Source organism: Streptomyces antarcticus, from assembly GCF_026627255.1.
GTDB lineage: Bacteria > Actinomycetota > Actinomycetes > Streptomycetales > Streptomycetaceae > Streptomyces > Streptomyces antarcticus.
On the sequence record NZ_JAPNLM010000006.1, the window covers coordinates 101728 to 121442 of the forward strand.

Below are 19715 nucleotides of genomic sequence, written 5' to 3' on the forward strand. Positions count from 1 at the left end.
ATTGCACGAGACGTCTCGTCTCGTTACGCTCGGATCATGACCTCCGCGAAGCCCGAGCCCGCCCACATCGCCATGTTCTCCATCGCCGCCCACGGACACGTGAACCCGAGCATCGAAGTGGTCCGGGAACTCGTCGCGCGCGGCCACCGCGTCAGCTACGCCATCCCCGCCTCCTTCGCCGAGAAGGTCGCGGAGACCGGCGCCACCCCGGTGATCTGGACCTCCACCCTGCCCACCGACGACGACCCCGAGGCCTGGGGCACCGAACTCATCGACAACGTCGAACCCTTCCTGGACGACGCCGTCCAGGCGCTCCCGCAGCTCGCCGCCGCCTTCGCCGGCGACGAGCCGGACCTCGTCATCCACGACATCACCTCCTACCCCGCGCCCGTGCTCGCCCACGGCTGGGGCGTCCCCGCCGTCTCGCTCTCCCCGAACATGGTCGCCTGGGAGGGGTACGAGGAAGAGGTCGCCGAGCCGCTGTTCGCCGAACTGAAGGCGTCCGGGCGCGGGCAGGCGTACTACGCGAAGTTCGCCGCCTGGCTGACCGGCCACGGCCTCGGCGACGACGTCGACCGCTTCCAGGGCCACCCGCGCCGCAGCCTCGTCCTGATCCCCCGGGCGCTCCAGCCCAACGCCGACCGCGTCGACCCCTCCGTGTACACCTTCGTCGGCGCCTGCCGGGGCGACCGTACGGCCACCCGGGACCGCTGGCGGCGCCCGGCGTCGGCCGAGGGCAAGAAGGTGCTGCTGGTCTCGCTCGGCTCCACCTTCACCAAGCAGCCCGCCTTCTACCGGGCGTGCGTCGAGGCCTTCGGGAACCTCCCCGACTGGCACGTGGTCCTCCAGATCGGCAGGTTCACCGACGAGGCCGAGCTCGGCCCGGTCCCCGCCAACGTCGAGGTCCACCACTGGGTGCCGCAGCTGGACGTCCTGCACCACGCCGACGCCTTCATCACCCACGCGGGCGCCGGCGGCAGCCAGGAAGGCCTCGCCACCGCCACACCGATGGTTGCCGTACCGCAGGCCGTCGACCAGTTCGGCAACGCCGACGTGCTCTCCTCGCTCGGCGTGGCCCGGCACGTCCCGATGGCCGAGGCGGACGCCGCGGCCCTCCGGGAGGCGGTCCTCGCCCTGGTCGCCGACCCCGGGGTCGCGGCCCGCTGCGCGGCGGTCCGCGCGGGGATGGCCGAAGAGGGCGGCACGGCCCGGGCCGCCGACCTCATCGAGGCCGAACTGTCATAGCGAGTGCTTAGGGTGCCCCCATGACGAAGAAGGACTCGGCAGTGACGTACGCGGCGCTGCTGCGCGGGATCAACGTCGGCGGGAGCAGGAAGGTCCCGATGGCGCAGCTCCGCACGGTGCTGGAGGGACTCGGCCACGGGGGTGTGGGGACGTACCTGCAGAGCGGCAACGCCGTGTTCAGCAGCGTGCGGCAGGACCCGGCGGCGCTCGCCCGGGAGCTGGAGGCGGCCATCGAGGCCCACTTCGGCTTCCGGGTGCCGTGCCTGGTGGTGGACGGGGCGTACCTGCGGGCCGTCGCCGCGGCCTGCCCCTTCCCGGCCGCCGAGCTGGAGGGCAAGCAGCTGCACGCCACCTTCTGCTCCGAGCAGCCCGGGCCGGAACGGTTCGCCGGGCTCGACGCGGCGGCCTACCTCCCGGAGGAGTTCCGGATCGGCGACCGGGTCCTGTACCTCTACGCGCCGAACGGGCTGGGCCGCTCCAAGCTGGCCGAGGCCCTCGCCCGGCCCGCCGTCGTCAAGGGCATCGACGCGACCACCCGGAACTGGAACACGGTCGCCAAGCTCGTCGAGCTGACCCGGACCTGAGCGGGGCGGACCTGAGCGGGCCGGACCTGAGCGGGGCCGGACCTGACCGCGGCGGAGGCCTGGTGCGACCGCACCCGGGCCGCGACCGGGCCGCACCCCGGCCGCGGCCGATCCGCGACCGAACCCCGACCGGACCCGCCCCGCACTGACCGGACCCGACCGGACCCGACCGAACGCGGCCCGCCGCGCCGCCGCTTCGGGTCCGGCGGCCATGACGGTCCCGCCCCGGCGGCTCCCGCGGGCGCGGGATGTGCCAGGCTCGGGGCATGCGTTACATCATCATCGGCGCGGGCGCGGTAGGCGCCACCATCGGCGGACGGCTCGCGGAGGCGGGCGGCGAGGTCGTCCTCGTCGCGCGCGGCGCGCACGCGGAGGCCCTCAAGGCGGACGGACTGCGGCTCACGACGGCCGACGGGACCCGGGTGCACCGGCTGCCCGTCGTCGGCGAACCCGCCGAGCTGGGCGAACTGCGCCCCGACGACGTGCTGCTGCTCACCGTCAAGACCCAGGACGCGATCGCCGCGCTCGACGCGTGGGGCGACGCCGAGGTCTCCGGCGGCGGCACGGCCGCCCAGCGGCTCCCCGTGCTGTGCGCGCAGAACGGCGTGGAGAGCGAGCGCCTCGCCCTGCGGCGCTTCGCGCGCGTGTACGGGGTGTGCGTCTGGCTGCCCTCCACCTTCCTGGAGCCGGGCGTGGTCTCCGCCCTGTCCGCGCCGCTGACCGGCATCCTGCACCTGGGCCGGGCCGCGGGCGGCGCGGACGCCCTGGCCGGGGCCGTCGCCGCGGACCTCGCGAAGGCCGGGTTCGAGGCGCCCGTGGTCAAGGACGTGATGCGCTGGAAGCACGCGAAGCTGCTGGGCAACCTGGGCAACGCGATCCAGGCGACGACCGGCCCCGAGCCCGACCCGGCGAAGGCGGGCCTGCTGCTGCGGGCCGTCCGCGAGGCCAAGGCGGCCTTCCTCGCGGCGGGCATCCCGTACGCCTCCGAGGCCGAGCAGTCGGACGCCCGCGACGGCAAGGTCGAGCAGCCCGCCGGGGTCCGCGGCGGCTCGTCGTGGCAGAGCCTGGCGCGCGGGACCGGCACGGTGGAGGCCGACTACCTCAACGGGGAGGTCTCCCTGCTGGGCCGGCTGCACGGGGTGCCGACACCGGTCAACGACGTGCTTCGGCACGCGGTGAACATCTTCGCCCGCGAGGGGCTGCCGCCGGGCGCGATGTCGATCGCGGACCTGACGGCGCTGGCGGACGAGGCGGCGACCCGGGCCTAGCCGGTGCGGCGCCGCCGCACCGCGGGGGCCTACGCCACCTGTGTCCGCAGGCGGGTCGGGAGGCGGGCGGCCGCGTCGTAGCGGTGCAGCAGCAGGAGGGCCAGTTCCGGGGCCGCGCCCAGCACGTCCGCGACGAGGTCCGCGCCGGCCGCTTCCGCGCCCGCCGCGATGCGGTCCGGGAGCCGGCCGGGGGCGATGACGTACGGGGCCACCACCACGCGGCGGTGTCCCTCGGCGCGCAGCTCCCGTACGGCGTCCTCCGTACGGGGCAGAGCGGCGGAGGCGAACGCAGGCCGCACGGCGCACCAACCGGTGTGCCGCCACTCCCGCGCGGTTTCAGCGATCACTGCGATCGCCTCCGGGTCGGAGGATCCGGCGGACGCGAGCACCACCGCTGTGGTGGCGCGGTCCGCCGGGGTGAGGCCGGCTTCGGCGAGCCGGCGTTCGAGGGCCGAGACCAGGAGCGGGGACGGGCCGAGGACCTCGGCCACCCGCACCGTGAGCCCCGGCAGCCGGGCCGTCGCCTCCGACAGCACGGCGGGGACATCGGCCTTGGCGTGGAAGGCCCGGGTCAGGAGGAGCGGCAGGGCCACGACCTCCCGTACACCGGAGCCGTGGAGCGCGGACAGCACCTGCTCCACGCGCGGGGCGTTGAAGTCCAGGAAGGCCGTCTCCACCCGCAGCCCGGGCCGCAGCGCCCGCGCACGCCGGGTGAGGGCGTGCACGGTCGCCGCGTGCCGCGGGTCGCGGCTGCCGTGGGCGATGACCAGCAGGACGGGTCGTGCGCGGTGCATGGCGGTGCTCAGCTCTTGACCAGCAGGCCGCGGCTGCGCAGCACCCACCGCTCGACCGGGCTGAAGATCAGCAGGTCGATGGCGATGCCGACCACCAGGATCAGCAGGATCGCGAGGAACACGCCCGGCAGGTCGATGTTGTTGCGGCCGTTCTCCAGCAGCTGGCCGAGGCCGAGGCCCAGGTCGGGGGAGCTGGCGATGATCTCGGCGGCCATCAGCGAGCGCCAGGAGAAGGCCCAGCCCTGCTTCAGGCCGGCCAGGTAGCCCGGCAGCGCGGCCGGCATGACGATGTGCCGGGCGCCGCGCAGGCCGGTGGCGCCCAGGGTGCGGCCGGCCCGCAGGAACAGCGGCGGGACCTGGTCGATGCCGGAGACGAGGCCGTTGGCGATGGACGGGACCGCGCCCAGCAGGATCACGGTGTACATCATGGCGTCGTTGAGGCCGAACCAGAGCACGGCCGGGGGCACCCAGGCCACCGACGGCAGCGACTGGAGGCCCTGCAGGATCGGTCCGATCGCGGCCCGGACGAACTTCACCCGGGCGACGATCAGGCCGAGCGGGGTGCCGATGGCCAGGGCCAGCAGGAAGCCGAGCAGACCGCGCGACACGCTGGTCCAGATGACCTCGAGCAGGGTGCCCTTGTTCCACATGTCGGCCAGGCTGTCCCACACGGCGGAGAGGGCGGGGAGCTTGGTCTCGTCGGTGATCTCCGCCGCGACGAGGATCTGCCAGACCAGGAGGACCAGGCCGACGGCCAGGAGCGGCGGCAGGACCTTCTGGACGAGGACCTCGCGGACCGGGGTGCGGTGGGTCTCGATCGCGTCCAGGGCGTCGAGGCCGGCCTCCAGGCCCGCCAGGTCGTCGGTCTTGCCCTTGGCCGCGACCTTCGGGGTGGTGTCAGTGCTGGCCATGGCGGCGGATCTCCCCACGCAGGTGTTCAGTGATCTCCAGGGACAGCTCCGCGACGTCCGCGTCCTCGATGCGGCGCGGCTGCGGGATGCCCACGGTCCATTCCTTCGCGATCCGGCCGGGCCGCGAGGAGAGCAGGATCACGCGCTGCGCGAGCCGCACGGCCTCGCGCACGTTGTGCGTGACGAAGAGGACCGACAGGTTCCCCGCAGAGCCGCTCGTGTTCGCGGCTTCCCAGATGCGGGTGAGTTCGCCGTGCAGCACGTCGCGGGTGATGGCGTCCAGGGCCGCGAACGGCTCGTCCATCAGCAGCATTTGGCTGTCCTGGGCGAGGGCCCGGGCGAGGGCGACGCGCTGGCGCATGCCGCCCGACAGCTCGTGCACGCGCTTGCCGTACGCGCCGCCGAGCCGGACCAGCTCCAGCAGCCGTTCCGCCTCCGGCCGGCGCTCGGCCTTGTCCACCCCGCGCAGGCGCAGGGCGAGTTCGATGTTCTTGCCCGCGGTCAGCCACGGGAAGAGGGCGTGCTCCTGGAACATGAGGGACGGGCGGCCGCCGGGGGTCTCGATGGACCCCGCGGACGGCTTGTCCAGCCCGGCGACCAGGTTCAGCAGTGTGGACTTGCCACACCCCGAGGCCCCCAGGATGGTGACGAACTCTCCGGGAGCGACATCGAGACTGATGTCGTCCAGGACGAGCTGCGATCCGGCCGGGCCGGAGAAGGACTTCGAGACGTGCTCGATGCGCGCGGCGTGCGCGTGCTGCTCCGCTACGGTGCCCTCGGCAGCCTTGGCAAGCGTCGTGGCCATGGTCGTCACCTCCTGGGGTTGCTGGACTACGGGGTTACTTGGCGCCGAGACCGGCGTCGGAGACCTCGGGCTTGCCCGCGGCCTTGAGCACCTTGTTCAGGAGCGTCAGGTCGTAGATGCCGGCCAGGTCGGGCTGCTCGATGAGCTTGGCCTTGACCGCCCACTCGGACTGCGTCTTCAGCGTCGACGCCAGCGGGTCGTCGGTGATCGCGATGCTCGGCCACGCCGGGTCGATGACCTTGGCGTCCAGCGGCTTGCCGCCCTCGGCGGCCAGCTTGGCGTTGGCGGAGGCCTTCGCATGGTCCGGGTTGGCGTTGATCCACTCGTTGGTCTTCACCGTGCCCTTGAGCACGGCCTCGACGACGTCCGGGTGCTCCTTGAGGAACTTCTGCGACACGATGATGTTCGTGATCACGAACTTCTTGTCGGGCCACAGGTCGGTCTCGTCGAGGAGGACGGCCGCGCCGTCGGAGACGAGCTTGGAGGCCGTGGGCTCCGGCACCCAGGCGCCGTCGATCGAGCCCTGCTTGAAGGCGTCCGGGGTGACCTTGTTGTCCGTGCGGACCACCGAGACGTCGCCCTTGCCGGACTCCGGGTCGACCGTCCAGCCCTTCTCGGAGATCCAGTTGAGGAACGCGACGTCCTGCGTGTTCCCCTTCTGCGGGGTGGCGATCTTCTTGCCCTTGAGGTCGTCCAGGGTCTTGATCTTCGCCGGGTTCACGACGAGCTTGACGCCGCCCGAGGCGGAGCCGGAGATGATCCGCAGGTTGGCGCCCTTGGACTTCACGTAACCGTTGATCGACGGGGAGGGGCCGATGAAGCCGATGTCGAGAGAGCCGCCGTTGAGGGCCTCGATCTCGGACGGGCCGGCGTTGAAGGACTGCGGCTTGATCGTGGTGCCGTTCAGTTCCTTCTGGATCAGGCCCTCCTGGAGGCCGACCAGCGCGGTGGCGTGCGTCAGGTTCGGGAAGTACCCGATGCGGACCTCGGCGGCGGAGAGCTTCTTGCCGGCGTCGGCCACGTTGGCGGCCTTGTCCTTCGGCTCGTCCTTCTGGGCCTCTGAGCCGTAGCCGCACGAGGCGAGCGCACCGATCAGCAGCGGCAGGGCGGCAGCGGCGACGACGCCGCGGCGCAGGCCGGTCCTACGGGAAAGCGGAGTACGGGCGGTGGTACCGGTGGCAGGCACGGGAGGGCTTCCTCTCGGAGCGCCGTGTGGTCACGACGCAGGTCTTCGTCTGTCGAGCGGGGACGGGTGCAGCACGTGGGGCGTGTGGGCGCGCATGCGGTGCGCGTACGTCATCACGCACATCGCGCCACCCCTCCCTGGCCGCTGCCGAGGGAGCCGCTGCCCACGCGGCCGCCCTCCTTGGCGAAGGTCGAGTAGATGTCGGACAGCATGCTTAGAAGTCCCACCCTTCTTCGTCCGCCTGCACTGCGGCGTCCGGGGGACCGGCCTTGGAGGCGAAGGACTCGCCCGCCATGCCGGCCGCCAGGGTCGTACCGTCGGCCGGGTCGATCAGCAGGAAGGACCCGGTGCGGCGCGAGTCGGCGTACGCGTCGAGCGCGAGCGGCTCGGCGGTGCGGACGACGACGCGGCCGATGTCGTTGGCCACCAGCTGCCCGGGGTTCGGGTGCTGGGACAGGTCGTCCAGGGTCAGCCGCGAGGGGATCTCCTTGACGATCGCCTTGACCGTGCGCGTCGTGTGCTTGATCAGCACCCGGGCGCCGACGGCCAGCGGCTGGTCCGCCACGTGGCAGACCGTCGCCTCGACGTCCTGCGTGGTGGCCGGGGCGCTCGCGGACGGCGCGATCAGGTCGCCGCGCGAGATGTCGATGTCGTCCTTCAGACGCAGCGTCACCGACTGCGGGGCCCAGGCGATGTCGACGCTCTCGCCGAGCGCGTCGATGCCCTCGATGGTGCTGGTGCGGCCCGACGGCAGGACCGTCACGGCCTCGCCGACGCGCAGCACGCCGGAGGCGATCTGGCCGGCGTAGCCGCGGTAGTCGGGGTGCTCCGCGGACTGCGGGCGGATCACGTACTGCACCGGGAAGCGGGCGGGGCACGCGGTCAGGTCGTGGCTGACCGGGACGGTCTCCAGGTGCTCCAGCACCGTGGGGCCGCCGTACCAGTCCATGTTCGCGGACGGCTCGACCACGTTGTCCCCGGCCAGGGCGGAGATCGGGATGGCGGTGATCTCCGGGACGCCCAGGTCGGAGGCGTACGCGGTGAACTCCTCGGCGATCGCCGCGAAGACCGGCTCGGCGTAGCCCACCAGGTCCATCTTGTTGACGGCCAGGACCACGTGCGGGACGCGCAGCAGGGCCGCGACGGCCGCGTGCCGGCGGGTCTGCTCGATCACGCCGTTGCGGGCGTCGACCAGGACCACGGCCAGGTCGGCGGTGGAGGCGCCGGTGACCATGTTGCGGGTGTACTGCACGTGCCCGGGGGTGTCGGCCAGGATGAACCGGCGCCGGGCGGTCGCGAAGTAGCGGTAGGCCACGTCGATGGTGATGCCCTGCTCTCGCTCGGCCCGCAGGCCGTCGGTGAGCAGCGCCAGGTCGGGGGTGTCCTGACCACGCTGGGCGGAGACGGCCTCGACGGCCTCCAGCTGGTCGGTGAGGATCGACTTGGAGTCGTGCAGGAGGCGCCCGACGAGCGTGGACTTGCCGTCGTCGACGGAACCGGCGGTCGCGAAGCGCAGCAGCGTGGTCGCCGACAGATCGGCGAACTGCTCGGTGGTGGAGGTCATGGTTAGAAGTACCCTTCGCGCTTGCGGTCTTCCATCGCGGCCTCGGACAGCTTGTCGTCGGCGCGGGTCGCGCCCCGCTCGGTGAGCCGGGAGGCGGCGATTTCGGTGATCACGGCGTCCAGCGTGGTGGCGTCGGAGTCGACGGCACCGGTGCAGGACATGTCACCGACGGTGCGGTAGCGGATCAGACGGGTCTCGGTGGTCTCGCCGCCCTTGGCGCCGCCCCACTCGCCGGCCGTCAGCCACATGCCGCCCCGCTTGAAGACCTCGCGCTCGTGGGCGAAGTAGATCTCCGGCAGTTCGATCTTCTCGCGGGCGATGTACTGCCACACGTCCAGCTCGGTCCAGTTGGAGAGCGGGAAGACGCGCACGTGCTCGCCCGGGGCGTGGCGGCCGTTGTAGAGCTGCCACAGCTCGGGGCGCTGGCGGCGCGGGTCCCACTGGGAGAACTCGTCGCGCAGGGAGAAGACGCGCTCCTTGGCGCGGGCCTTCTCCTCGTCGCGGCGGCCGCCGCCGAAGACGGCGTCGAACTTGAGGCTCTGGATCGCCTCGGTCAGCGGGACGGTCTGCAGCGGGTTGCGGACGCCGTCGGGGCGCTCGCGGAGCTTGCCGGCGTCGATGTACTCCTGGACGGACGCCACGTGCAGGCGCAGGCCGTGCTTGGCGACCGCGCGGTCGCGGTAGTCCAGGACCTCGGGGAAGTTGTGGCCCGTGTCGACGTGCAGCAGCGTGAAGGGGACCGGCGCCGGCGCGAACGCCTTCAGCGCCAGGTGCAGCATGACGATGGAGTCCTTGCCGCCGGAGAAGAGGACCACCGGCTTCTCGAACTCGCCCGCCACCTCACGGAAGATGTGCACGGCCTCCGACTCGAGCGCGTCCAGGTGCGACAGCGCGTACGGGGCGTCGGAGCCGGAATCGGTGTGCAGGTGTGCGGCCGTGGTCATGCCAGACCCCTCTCGGTGAGCAGCGCGTGCAGGGCCGAGGCCGACTCCCGCACGGTCTGCGTGTGCGACTCGATACGGAGGTCCGGGGACTCCGGGGCCTCGTACGGGTCATCGACCCCGGTCAGACCGGAGATCTCGCCCGCCGCCTGCCTGGCGTACAGGCCCTTCACGTCACGCTCCGAGCAGACCTCGACCGGGGTGGCCACGTGGACCTCCAGGTACGGGGTGCCCTCGGCGGCGTGCCGCTTGCGGACGGCCTCGCGGCTGTCGGCGAACGGGGCGATCACGGGCACCAGCGCCGTGACGCCGTTGCTTGCGAGGAGTTCGGCGACGAAGCCGATCCGCTGCACGTTCGTGTGCCGGTCCTCCCGGCTGAAGCCGAGGCCGGCGGAGAGGAACTCGCGGATCTCGTCCCCGTCGAGCACCTCCACGCGGCGGCCGTCGGCGCGCAGCCGCTCGGCCAGCGCGCAGGCGATCGTGGTCTTGCCCGCGCTCGGCAGCCCGGTCAGCCACACGGTGGCACCCTGGTCGCTCACGCTCATCTGGTCCTTCTCCGTCGGTTCCGTACGAGTGGGGGGTGTCGTCATCAGCCGTGCAGTCCGCACTCGGTCTTGCCCAGGCCGGCCCAGCGGCCCGACCGCGCGTCCTCGCCCGGTGCCACCCGGCGGGTGCAGGGGGCGCAGCCGACGGAGGCGTAACCGTCCGTCAGCAGCGGGTTGGTGAGCACGCCGTGCTCGGCGACGTAGGCGTCCACGTCGTCCTGGGTCCAGCGGGCGATCGGTGAGACCTTGACCTTGCGGCGCTTCTCGTCCCAGCCGACCACCGGGGTGTTGGCCCGGGTCGGGGACTCGTCGCGGCGCAGGCCGGTCGCCCAGGCGTCGTACGCGGTCAGGCCCTCTTCCAGCGGCTTGACCTTGCGCAGCGCGCAGCACAGGTCGGGGTCGCGGTCGTGCAGCTTCGGGCCGTGCTCGGCGTCCTGTTCGGCGACGGTGCGGCGCGGGGAGAGCGTGATGACGTTGACGTCCATCACGGCCTCGACCGCGTCACGGGTGCCGATGGTCTCCTCGAAGTGGTAGCCGGTGTCGAGGAACACCACGTCCACGCCGGGGAAGGCGCGGGACGCCAGATGGGCGACGACCGCGTCCTCCATGGAGGAGGTCACGGCGAACTTCCTCCCGAAGGTGCTGGTGGCCCAGGTGAGGATCTCCAGCGCGGAGGCGTCCTCCAGGTCCCGGCCCGCCCGCTCGGCCAGCACCCTCAGCCCCGCCGTCTCCTGAACCGTCGTCATATCTCGTCCCCTCCAGTGCCGTTGGCCTGAACACCCCGGGACAGCAGCCCGAGGTACTTCAGCTGGAAGGCCCGGTTGCAGGCCCTGCATTCCCAGGCGCCGTGACCCGTCTCGTTGGGGAACAGGTCCTCGTCGCCGCAGTAGGGGCAGTAGAACGGTGCGGCGCGCTCGCTCATTTCAGGTCCTCGTCCCCGGCGCGGGTGACCCAAGCGGCGAAGCGCTCGCCGTCCTCGCGCTGCTCCTGGAAGCGCGTGACGACCCGCTCGACGTAGTCGGGCAGACCGGCCGAGGTGACCTTGAGGCCGCGGACCTTGCGGCCGAAGCCGGCTTCCAGGCCGAGGGCGCCGCCCAGGTGGACCTGGTAGCCCTCCACCTGGTTGCCGTCGTCGTCCAGCACCAGCTGGCCCTTGAGACCGATGTCCGCGACCTGGATACGGGCGCAGGCGTTCGGGCAGCCGTTGATGTTGATGGTCAGCGGCTCGGAGAACTCCGGCAGGCGGCGCTCCAGTTCGTCGATCAGCGAGGCGCCGCGCGCCTTCGTCTCGACGATGGCCAGCTTGCAGAACTCGATGCCGGTGCAGGCCATCGTGCCGCGGCGGAACGGGGACGGCGTGACCCGCAGGTCGAGCGCCTCCAGGGCCGCGACGACCGAGTCGACCCGGTCGGCCTCGATGTCGAGGACGATCATCTTCTGCTCGGCGGTGGTGCGCAGGCGGCCGGAGCCGTGCTGCGCGGCCACGTCCGCGATCTTGGTGAGGGTGGCGCCGTCGACGCGGCCCACGCGGGGCGCGAAGCCCACGTAGAAGCGGCCGTCCTGCTGCTGGTGGACGCCGACGTGGTCGCGCCACTGGCCGGAGGGCTGCTCGGGGGCCGGGCCGTCCGTCAGCTTCCGCTTCAGGTACTCGTCCTCCAGGACCTGGCGGAACTTGGCCGGGCCCCAGTCGGCGACGAGGAACTTCAGCCGGGCGCGGGTGCGCAGCCGGCGGTAGCCGTAGTCGCGGAAGATCGAGATGACGCCCTCGTAGATGTCCGGGACCTCGTCGAGGGAGACCCAGGTGCCCAGGCGCACACCCAGCTTGGGGTTGGTGGAGAGGCCGCCGCCGACCCAGACGTCGAAGCCGGGGCCGTGCTCGGGGTGGTTCACGCCGACGAAGGCGATGTCGTTGATCTCGTGCGCCACGTCGAGCAGCGGCGAGCCGGAGATCGCGGACTTGAACTTGCGGGGCAGGTTGGAGAAGTCGGGGTTGCCGACGATGCGGCGGTAGATCTCGTCGATGGCGGGGGTGCCGTCGATGATCTCGTCCCGCGCGATGCCGGCGACGGGCGAACCGAGGATGACGCGGGGGGTGTCACCGCAGGCCTCGGTGGTCGAGAGGCCGACGGCCTCCAGGCGGCGCCAGATCTCCGGGACGTCCTCGATCCGGATCCAGTGGTACTGGACGTTCTGGCGGTCGGTGAGGTCGGCGGTGCCGCGGGCGAACTCCTCGGAGATCTCGCCGATGACGCGCAGCTGCTCGGTGGTCAGCCGGCCGCCGTCGATGCGCACGCGCAGCATGAAGTACTTGTCGTCCAGCTCCTCCGGCTCCAGGATCGCGGTCTTGCCGCCGTCGATCCCGGGCTTGCGCTGGGTGTACAGCCCCCACCAGCGCATCCGGCCGCGCAGGTCGTTGGGGTCGATCGAGTCGAAGCCCGCCTTGGAGTAGATGGTCTCAATGCGTGTCCGCACGTTGAGACCGTCGTCGTCCTTCTTGAACTGCTCGTTGCCGTTGAGGGGCGTGTGGTGTCCGACGGCCCACTGGCCCTCACCGCGGTGACGGCCGGTCTTGCGGCGCGCGGCTGCTGCGGGAGCGGCGGCTGCGGGCGTTTCGGGGGTGGCGGCCATGGCGGTACGTCCTTCTTCGGCGGCTCAGGGCGGGGGCAGGGGGAGGGCGGCGCGCGCCCCTGTCACGTCGGCGTCGCTGAGTGGGTGCGGCTGGTATCCGCGCCTTGCCGGGGTGGCCGGCGGGCAGGGCGGTGTGCGGCCTTCAGGGGGCTGCGGTGACCGACGCTTCCGCGGCGGCGATGCCGGGTGTGCGGCGATGTGCGGCGGTTGCTGGTTCCGTCAGCGCGCCGGACAGATGGCGCTGGACATGCGGCCGAGGTCGACGTGCCGCCGACTCACCAAGGCAATTCCAGCTCCATTCATGACGGAAGCGTGTCATGTGCCGATTGGACGAGTCCACTACTGTCCACGATATGGACGAAGTCGTCTCGCATCCCGGGATGGCGTGATCGGGGTCACGCGCCGGGCCCCTTCCGGTTTTCGCGCAGCCCCCTCCGGGCGCGCCCCGGAGCCTGCGAACTAGCCCGCGGGGCGCCGGGCGGGCGAGCGGGAGCCGCCCGCGCGGGAGGCTACGCGCCGGGCCACGGCCCGGGGGTCTCGGACTCTTCCTTCGATTCCGTTTCCGTCGCGAACAGCTTGAATCCGCGCCGCTGGTAGTTCGCCATCGCCGTGGGACCGTCCTGGCTGCACGTGTGGACCCACACGCGCCGCGTCGGCTCCCGGTCCGGCCAGCGGGACGCCAGGTCCCAGGCCCGTGCGACGCCCAGCGACAGCAGGTGCCCGCCGATGCGGCGGCCGCGGAACTCCGGGAGCAGGCCGAAGTACATGATCTCCACGACGCCGTCGGCCTGCGGGTCGAGCTCGACGTAGCCCGCCGGCGTGCCGCGGTCGTACGCCACCCACGTCTCCACCCCCGGCCGGCCCAGCTGCTCCACCCACTGCGCGCGGGTCAGGGCCAGCCGGTCCGTCCAGTGGATGTCGCCGCCCACCGAGGCGTAGAGGAAGCGGCTGAACTCGGGGGAGGGGACCTCGGACCTGACGACGGTGACCTCCGGACCCGGCGCGGCCGCGGGGACCAGGTCCCCGGGCGAGGTCATTTCCAGGGACCAGGTGGTGAGGGTGACGGTGCTCATGCAGGTCAGGGAATCACGCCGGACCCGGTACGGACCAGGCGGGCCCGGATCACCGCCGGGGCGGTGGAGTGGGCCAGCAGCGCCGCCGGGTCGGCGGGGCGGACCACCTCCACCTTCACGTCCTCGGCGAAGCGGTACGGCCGGTGGGTGAGGACCCCCGCGAGGTGCCGGCGTACCCGCGACAGCTCCGCGCGGACCGTCACCGTGCGCGTCGGGTCCCCGAACAGCTCCCCGGCCAGCTCCGCCGCCGTCCGCCCCCGCGGGCTCTCCGCCAGCAGGAACAGCAGCTCCGCGTGGCGCGGGCTCAGCTCCCGCGACCAGCTCCCGGCGGCCCCCCATACCGTCGCCGACCAGGCCCCCGGCCGGCTGAGGTCGAGTACGACCCGGGTCGCCGCCGCGTGCGTACGGGCCTCGGCGATCCGCAGCAGCCAGCCGCCCGGCAGCGGCTCCACCGCGCACTCGCCGAGCAGCGGGACCCGCACCCGGCCCGGGCCGAACGACTTCGGCAGCGGCACGCGGTCCGCCGGGGCCAGGCCCGTCACGGCCGCCGTCCAGCCGTTCGGGTCCACGGCCAGTGCCCGCCCCGGCAGCCGGGCCAGCAGCGGGGCGGCCACCGCGCGCAGCCGCTCCAGGGACTCCAGGTGACGCAGGCGCAGCTCCCGCTCCGCGAGCCGGGCCACCGAGCTGACCCACGCCAGCGTCGCCGGGTGCATGGTGGCCAGCGGCCCGCTGACGTCGACCACGCCCAGCAGCCGCCCGTCGCGGGGGTCCCGTACGGGGGCGCCCGCGCAGGTCCAGTCGTGGTGGCTGGAGACGAAGTGCTCCGCCGAGAACACCTGGACGGGACGCCCGGCCACCAGGGCCGTGCCCACCCCGTTCGTGCCGACCACGGCCTCGTCCCAGTCGGCCCCGACCGAGAACCCCAGCCGGTCCGCCTTGCGCAGGATCGAGGCGTGGCCCTCCCGCCAGAGCAGCCGGCCGTCCGCGTCGGCGACGACCATGATGTGCAGGGCCCCGTCCAGCGACGGCAGCAGCCCCTCCCGCAGCACGGGCAGGACCTCCCGCAGCCGAGAGGCGCGCCGCCGCTCCTCGGTCTCGGCCGCCGACAGCATCCGCGAGCGCGCGTCCCGGTCCGGGTGCACCCCGCCGGCCAGCATCCGGCGCCAGGACTCGGCGATCTCCGGCCGGGGCGCCGTCCGCAGCCGGTCGCCGGCCAGCACGGCCGCCCGCACCCCCTTGAGCAGGCGCGCGGCCTGCCGCGCGTCCATGGCCGCGACGCGTGCCACGTCGACCGTGCTGCCTGCGGTGTCGGCCACCGGAACCTCCCCGTGCGAACAGGACCTACGACGCGGCCGCCCGGGCGGTCCGCGGAGGCCGCGCCCCGGCCCCCGGCGGGCGGCTGCCGACTCACAGGGTGCAACGTCATGCAACTCTCGCCAAGTCCCGGTCACCCGACCGAAACTGTCCGCACGCCGCCGAGCGGCGTGACAGCTCCTCCTCGGGGCTTCTCGGGTCAGGGGCGGTGCCGAGTCGGCGCGGCGCCGCCCCTGGTCCCGTTCGACGGGCCCGGATCCCGTGCTCGGAGCGGTGCGGGGACCTTGGGGGGTGCCCGCCCTCCCCCTGCCGTCCCCTGAGAGCGGCTAGTGCGCGATCCGCGCCCGTTCCACGACGGCGCCGAGGTCCAGGCTGTGCGGCAGCGTGCCGAACGCCGCGCCCCAGTCGCCGCCGAGCCGCGAGGCGCAGAACGCGTCCGCCACCGCCGGCGGGGCCCACCGCACCAGCAGCGAACCCTGGAGCACCAGCGCCATGCGCTCCACCACGCGGCGGGCCCGCGCCTCGATGCCGTCCAGGTCGGCCAGCTCCGTCAGCAGCCCCTTGATGGCCGAATCGAGCCGGTGGTCGGCGCCCCGGGCCAGGCCGACCTCGGTGAGGAACGCGTTGAGCGCGTGCGGCTCCCGCTGGAGGGCGCGCAGTACGTCCAGCGCCTGCACGTTGCCCGAGCCCTCCCAGATGGAGTTCAGCGGGGACTCGCGCAGCAGTCTCGGCATGCCGGACTCCTCGACGTAGCCGTTGCCGCCCAGACACTCCAGGGCCTCCGCCACCATCGGCGTACAGCGCTTGGTCACCCAGTACTTGGCCGCGGGCACGGCGAGGCGCAGGAACGCCTTCTCCTGGTCCGTGCCGGCGTCATAGGCCGCCGCGAGGCGCAGCGTGAGGGTGGTGGCCGCCTCCGACTCCAGGGCGAGGTCCGCGAGCACGTTGCGCATCAGCGGCTGGTCGATGAGCGGTGCTCCGAAAGCAGAGCGGTGCTCCGTGTGGTGCACGGCCTGCGTGAGCGCCTGCCGCATCAGCGAGGCCGAGCCGATGACGCAGTCCAGCCGGGTCGCCGCGACCATCTCGATGATGGTCCGCACCCCCCGGCCCTCCTCTCCCACCCGCCGCGCCCAGGTCCCGTCGAACTCGACCTCGCTCGACGCGTTCGACCGGTTCCCCAGCTTCTCCTTCAGCCGCTGGATCGCGAACACGTTGCGCGTGCCGTCCGGCAGCACCCGCGGCACCAGGAAACAGGTCAGCCCTCCCGGTGCCTGCGCCAGCACCAGGAACCCGTCGCACATGGGCGCCGAACAGAACCACTTGTGCCCGGTGAGGAGGTACTCCCCGGACGCGTCCAGCGCCGCCGCCGACGTCGTGTTCGCCCGTACGTCGCTGCCCCCCTGCTTCTCCGTCATCCCCATGCCGAACAGCACGCCGGCCTTCTCCCCGGCCGGCCGCAGGCCCCGCTCGTACACGTGCGAGGTCAGCCGCGGCTCCCATTCGGCCGCCAGCTCCGGATCGGCCCGCAGCGCCGGCACGGCGGCGTGCGTCATCGACACCGGGCAGCCGTGCCCGGCCTCAGCCTGGGACCACACGAAGAATCCGGCCGCGCGGCGCAGGTGCCCCGCGGGACGCCCCCAGGCGTCGGTGAGCCCGGAGGTCACGGCGTGCCCGAGCAGCCGGTGCCAGGCCGGGTGGAAGTCCACCTCGTCGATCCGGTTCCCGTACCGGTCGTGCGTGCGCAGTTCCGGCGGATGCGCGTTCGCCTGTTCACCCCATTCCTGGGCCTGCGCGGAGCCCGCTGCGCGCCCGAGCGTCGTGAGCTCCTCCCGTACGTCCCCCAGGAGTTCGGGGTCCGCGGAGGCGAGGTGCCGTTCCACGCCCTCCGTGAGGGCGTGATCGCCCCCGTAGACGTCGTGGCCCACCAGGGGCGGGGCCTGGTTGCTGACTGTGTGGGTGGTGGCTGCCATGCGGATACCGTAAGGACGTGCAGCCAGCAAAAGAAACACCCGAGCGGATCCCAGGACGGCTCCACCGGGCCCGCGCCCTCTACCGCAACGTCTCCAAGCGGAAGATGGCCTGGCTGCTGCTGAAGGACACCGTCAACTCGTGCATCGAGTACCGCATCCTCGGACTCGCGGCCGAGGCGGCCTTCTTCACCCTGCTCTCGCTGCCCCCGCTGTTCCTCGGCCTGCTCGGCCTCCTCGGCTACGTGGACGGCTGGACGGACACCGAGTCCGTCCAGAGCATCGAGGAGAACATCCTGCGGGCCGTCGGCACGGTGCTCTCCGACCGGGGCGTCAACGACATCGCCAGGCCCATGCTGGACGACGTCACCAGCCGGGGCCGGCCCGACCTGATCTCGCTCGGCTTCGCCTTCGCGCTGTGGTCGGGCTCCCGCGCCGTCAACGTCTTCATCGACACCATCACCGTCATGTACGGACTCGACGGCCATCGCGGGATCGTCAAGACCCGGCTCCTGGCCTTCCTGCTGTACATCATCGCCCTGCTGATCGGCGCGATCGTGCTGCCGCTGATGGCCGTCGGCCCCGACGCGGTGGTCCGGCTGCTGCCCTGGAGCACCGAGGTGATCGCGGTGCTCTACTGGCCGACGGTCACCGTGCTGTCCATCGCCTTCCTGACCACGCTCTACCACGTGTCCGTCCCGGTGCGCTCTCCGTGGATCGAGGACGTGCCGGGCGCGCTGGTCGCCCTCGCGATGTGGGTGCTGGGCTCGTTCCTGCTGCGGATCTACCTCACCAACACCGTGGAGGGCCCGACGATCTACGGATCGCTGGCCGCGCCGGTCGCCATCCTGCTGTGGATCGGCATCTCGGCCTTCGCGGTGCTCGTCGGCGCCGCCGTCAACGCCGCCATCGACCGCGTCTGGCCGTCCGTGGCCACGGCGGCGGCCCGCGAGGCGAACGAGCGGGTCCGCGAGGCGGAGGCGGCCCAGCTGATCGCGCGGGCCGCCGCCTGGCGGGCGATGGCGGAGGGCGAGTCGGAGGACGACGAGGACGACGGGATGCCGTCGGAGTTCCCGGAACGCTGGTCGAAGTTCCTCCCGCCCGAGGACTACACCTCCAGGATCCGCAAGCACTGACCGGCGGACCCCGCCGGGCGCAGCACTAGCCTGGTCCCATGTACGAGGAAGCACGCTCGGCGGCCGTGCCCGGCGCCGTGCTGTGGCGGGCCGGGGGCCCCGGCGGCGGCTCGGGCGGCATGGTGCTGCCCGACGGGTGCATGGACCTGCTGTGGGTGGACGGGCGGCTGCTGGTCGCCGGCACCGACACCCGGCCGCACCCGGCCGGGGAGGTCCCCGGCGGTGTCTTCGCCGGGATCCGGCTCGCACCCGGCACCGCCCCCGCCCTGCTCGGCGTACCCGCGCACGTCCTGCGGGACCGGCGCGTGGAGCTCGCCGAACTGTGGCCGGCCCGCGAGGCGCGCCGCCTCGCCGGGCTCGTCGGGTCGTACGGGGACCCGCGCGCCGGGCTGGAGGAGCTGGCCGCCCGGCGCGCCGCCGGGGCCGGGCCGCCCGACCCGGTCACCGCCGAGGTCGCCGCCCGGCTCCGCGCGGGGGAGGCGGTGGCCGCGGTCGCCGCGGCGGTCGGGCTCGGCGAGCGCCAGCTGCACCGGCGCTCGCTCGACGCGTTCGGGTACGGCCCCCGCACCCTCGGCCGGGTGCTGCGGATGCGGCGGGCCCTCGCGCTCGCCCGGTCCGGGATGCGCTATGCCGAGGTCGCGCACGCCGCCGGGTACGCCGACCAGGCCCACCTGGCCCGCGAGGTCCGCGCGCTGGCGGGGACCACGCTGACCGCCTACACCACGGGCTCCGGCTCCGCCGGGGCCCGCCGGGGCACCTACGAGGGCTCGGCCGGGGCTCCCGGGGCCGACTCCGAAGGGGCGAACAGCGAGACCCCGCAGCCGTCCGGGTCGAGGACCACGGCGTAGCGCTGGCCCCAGAAGGCGTCCCACGGCTTCAGGTGGCCGGGGTGCCCCGCGGCGGTCAGCTCGGCGTACAGCGCGTCCACCTCGGCGGGGGAGTCGCACAGGAAGGCCAGGTCGCGGCGGCCGTCGCCGGTGGGCCGGACCCAGGACGGGTCGAAGGAGCGCACGGTGTCCTCCGTGTCCCATCCGATCCGCAGCCCGCCGGGGAGCACGGCCTCCACGTGCGGCTGCTCCTCGGCGCCGGGCGGAACGTCCAGGCCGAGGCGGCGGTAGAAGGCGAGCGAGGCGGCCATGTCGGAGACGACCATGCCGATCATGTCGAGTCGAGGAGTCATGCCGCCAGCCTAGGTACGGCCCGCGGCCCGCGTCTTGAAGGAAACGGACATCCGGGCGTGCCGCGGACCCCGTTGCCCCGGTGGGGTGGAGCGGGCGGGGAGGCACCGGGAGGGCGGGGCCCTGCGATCGGCTGGAGGGCGTCCGGGTGTCCTGGTCCTCGCCGCCCTCGCCGCCCTCGCGGCCCGCACCGCCACCACGGTCCTCGTACGGCCGCCGCGCGGGACCGCCGGGACCTCTACACCGAGGGCGGCGCCGCCCTCCGGCTCGGCCGGCACGCCTTCGCCGGCGCCGGCCGGCCGCCCGAACCTGCTCAAACTGGCCGAACCGCGCAACCTTCTGACGGATGTTCAGGTGGTGCGGTGGGCCCCGCTCAAGGCGGCGTACGTACGCTCCCAGCCCCTCGGCGGCCCGGACGGCGACCTGGCCACCCGTGCGGTGGCGGCCCCGGCCCTCCTCGCGAATCTCCTCGCGGACCGCCTGGCGGCGGGCGAGTTGGCGATCCGTGCGTACGGACCTTGACGAGTCGTCAGGTGGGGGAGTCGGCGGACCGTGCTCCTCATGCGGCAGGCCGGC

General features: G+C 73.1%; 19 protein-coding genes and 2 pseudogenes. 6 read left to right on the forward strand and 15 right to left on the reverse strand.

Translation table 11 applies throughout. The features are described 5' to 3' along the window. Position 1: 1 nt before the first annotated feature. From mgt to OTB16_RS12090, 3 genes and pseudogenes are all read left to right on the forward strand, one after another. A pseudogene (mgt, locus tag OTB16_RS12080) lies at positions 2–1245 on the forward strand (macrolide-inactivating glycosyltransferase). A gap of 20 nt (positions 1246–1265) precedes the next feature. Continuing rightward, positions 1266–1829 (forward strand): DUF1697 domain-containing protein, encoded by a 564-nt coding sequence (locus OTB16_RS12085; RefSeq protein ID WP_267720106.1) that lies wholly within the window; start codon positions 1266–1268, stop codon positions 1827–1829. A gap of 266 nt (positions 1830–2095) precedes the next feature. After that, positions 2096–3097, forward strand: a complete 1002-nt coding sequence (locus tag OTB16_RS12090; RefSeq protein WP_267720107.1) for a ketopantoate reductase family protein — start codon at positions 2096–2098, stop codon at positions 3095–3097. A 29-nt stretch (positions 3098–3126) separates the two neighbouring features. Here OTB16_RS12090 and OTB16_RS12095 read toward each other — a convergent pair whose 3' ends face one another. The 14 genes from OTB16_RS12095 to OTB16_RS12155 form a co-directional block, all read right to left on the reverse strand. After that, positions 3127–3891 (reverse strand): sirohydrochlorin chelatase, encoded by a 765-nt coding sequence (locus OTB16_RS12095; RefSeq protein ID WP_267720108.1) that lies wholly within the window; start codon positions 3889–3891, stop codon positions 3127–3129. Between the two features lie 8 nt (positions 3892–3899). Beyond that, on the reverse strand, positions 3900–4802 hold the full coding sequence (locus tag OTB16_RS12100) for an ABC transporter permease (RefSeq protein WP_267720109.1): 903 nt from the start codon (positions 4800–4802) through the stop codon (positions 3900–3902). Continuing rightward, a complete protein-coding gene (locus tag OTB16_RS12105; protein WP_267720110.1) occupies positions 4789–5607 on the reverse strand; it encodes an ABC transporter ATP-binding protein in 819 nt (272 codons plus the stop codon). The genes OTB16_RS12100 and OTB16_RS12105 overlap by 14 nt, the downstream gene beginning before the upstream one ends. A gap of 34 nt (positions 5608–5641) precedes the next feature. Then, positions 5642–6793: an ABC transporter substrate-binding protein gene (locus tag OTB16_RS12110; protein WP_267720111.1), complete on the reverse strand. Its 1152-nt coding sequence runs from the start codon at positions 6791–6793 to the stop codon at positions 5642–5644. Between the two features lie 214 nt (positions 6794–7007). Further along, a complete protein-coding gene (locus tag OTB16_RS12115; protein WP_267720112.1) occupies positions 7008–8357 on the reverse strand; it encodes a sulfate adenylyltransferase subunit 1 in 1350 nt (449 codons plus the stop codon). Positions 8358–8359: 2 nt separating this feature from the next. After that, positions 8360–9301 carry a sulfate adenylyltransferase subunit CysD gene (cysD, locus tag OTB16_RS12120; protein WP_267720113.1) on the reverse strand — a complete coding sequence of 314 codons (942 nt, stop codon included), beginning with the start codon at positions 9299–9301 and terminating at the stop codon, positions 8360–8362. Further along, positions 9298–9843, reverse strand: coding sequence for an adenylyl-sulfate kinase (gene cysC, locus OTB16_RS12125; protein WP_267720114.1), 546 nt, complete (start codon positions 9841–9843; stop codon positions 9298–9300). Before cysC ends, cysD begins: the two co-directional genes overlap by 4 nt. Before the next feature lie 44 nt (positions 9844–9887). Beyond that, positions 9888–10589, reverse strand: a complete 702-nt coding sequence (locus OTB16_RS12130) for a phosphoadenylyl-sulfate reductase (RefSeq protein ID WP_267720115.1) — start codon at positions 10587–10589, stop codon at positions 9888–9890. Further along, positions 10586–10765 carry a hypothetical protein gene (locus tag OTB16_RS12135; protein WP_267720116.1) on the reverse strand — a complete coding sequence of 60 codons (180 nt, stop codon included), beginning with the start codon at positions 10763–10765 and terminating at the stop codon, positions 10586–10588. The genes OTB16_RS12130 and OTB16_RS12135 overlap by 4 nt, the downstream gene beginning before the upstream one ends. Continuing rightward, on the reverse strand, positions 10762–12471 hold the full coding sequence (locus OTB16_RS12140; RefSeq protein WP_267720117.1) for a nitrite/sulfite reductase: 1710 nt from the start codon (positions 12469–12471) through the stop codon (positions 10762–10764). The genes OTB16_RS12135 and OTB16_RS12140 overlap by 4 nt, the downstream gene beginning before the upstream one ends. A 219-nt stretch (positions 12472–12690) precedes the next feature. Beyond that, on the reverse strand, positions 12691–12774 hold the full coding sequence (locus tag OTB16_RS39240; protein ID WP_312847410.1) for a putative leader peptide: 84 nt from the start codon (positions 12772–12774) through the stop codon (positions 12691–12693). Positions 12775–12980: 206 nt separating this feature from the next. Then, the gene (locus OTB16_RS12145; protein WP_267720118.1) at positions 12981–13544 is read right to left on the reverse strand and encodes a GNAT family N-acetyltransferase; all 564 of its coding nucleotides are present in this window, start codon (positions 13542–13544) and stop codon (positions 12981–12983) included. 5 nt (positions 13545–13549) lie between these two features. Next, the gene (locus OTB16_RS12150; RefSeq protein ID WP_267720256.1) at positions 13550–14812 is read right to left on the reverse strand and encodes a GAF domain-containing protein; all 1263 of its coding nucleotides are present in this window, start codon (positions 14810–14812) and stop codon (positions 13550–13552) included. Positions 14813–15184: 372 nt separating this feature from the next. Beyond that, positions 15185–16828 carry an acyl-CoA dehydrogenase family protein gene (locus OTB16_RS12155; protein ID WP_267720119.1) on the reverse strand — a complete coding sequence of 548 codons (1644 nt, stop codon included), beginning with the start codon at positions 16826–16828 and terminating at the stop codon, positions 15185–15187. Positions 16829–16845: 17 nt separating this feature from the next. On the opposite strand from OTB16_RS12155, the gene OTB16_RS12160 reads away from it, so the two are divergent. Beyond that, a complete protein-coding gene (locus OTB16_RS12160; protein WP_267720120.1) occupies positions 16846–17961 on the forward strand; it encodes a YihY/virulence factor BrkB family protein in 1116 nt (371 codons plus the stop codon). A gap of 38 nt (positions 17962–17999) precedes the next feature. After that, positions 18000–18809 carry a helix-turn-helix domain-containing protein gene (locus OTB16_RS12165; RefSeq protein WP_267720121.1) on the forward strand — a complete coding sequence of 270 codons (810 nt, stop codon included), beginning with the start codon at positions 18000–18002 and terminating at the stop codon, positions 18807–18809. Here the strand turns inward: OTB16_RS12165 and OTB16_RS12170 are convergent. Further along, complete coding sequence (locus OTB16_RS12170) at positions 18719–19141, reverse strand: VOC family protein (RefSeq protein ID WP_267720122.1); 423 nt, start codon at positions 19139–19141, stop codon at positions 18719–18721. The two genes, OTB16_RS12165 and OTB16_RS12170, sit on opposite strands and share 91 nt — an antisense overlap. 304 nt (positions 19142–19445) lie before the next feature. On the opposite strand from OTB16_RS12170, the pseudogene OTB16_RS39515 reads away from it, so the two are divergent. Then, a pseudogene (locus OTB16_RS39515) lies at positions 19446–19661 on the forward strand (hypothetical protein); the annotation flags it as partial. Between the last annotated feature and the right edge of the window lie 54 nt (positions 19662–19715).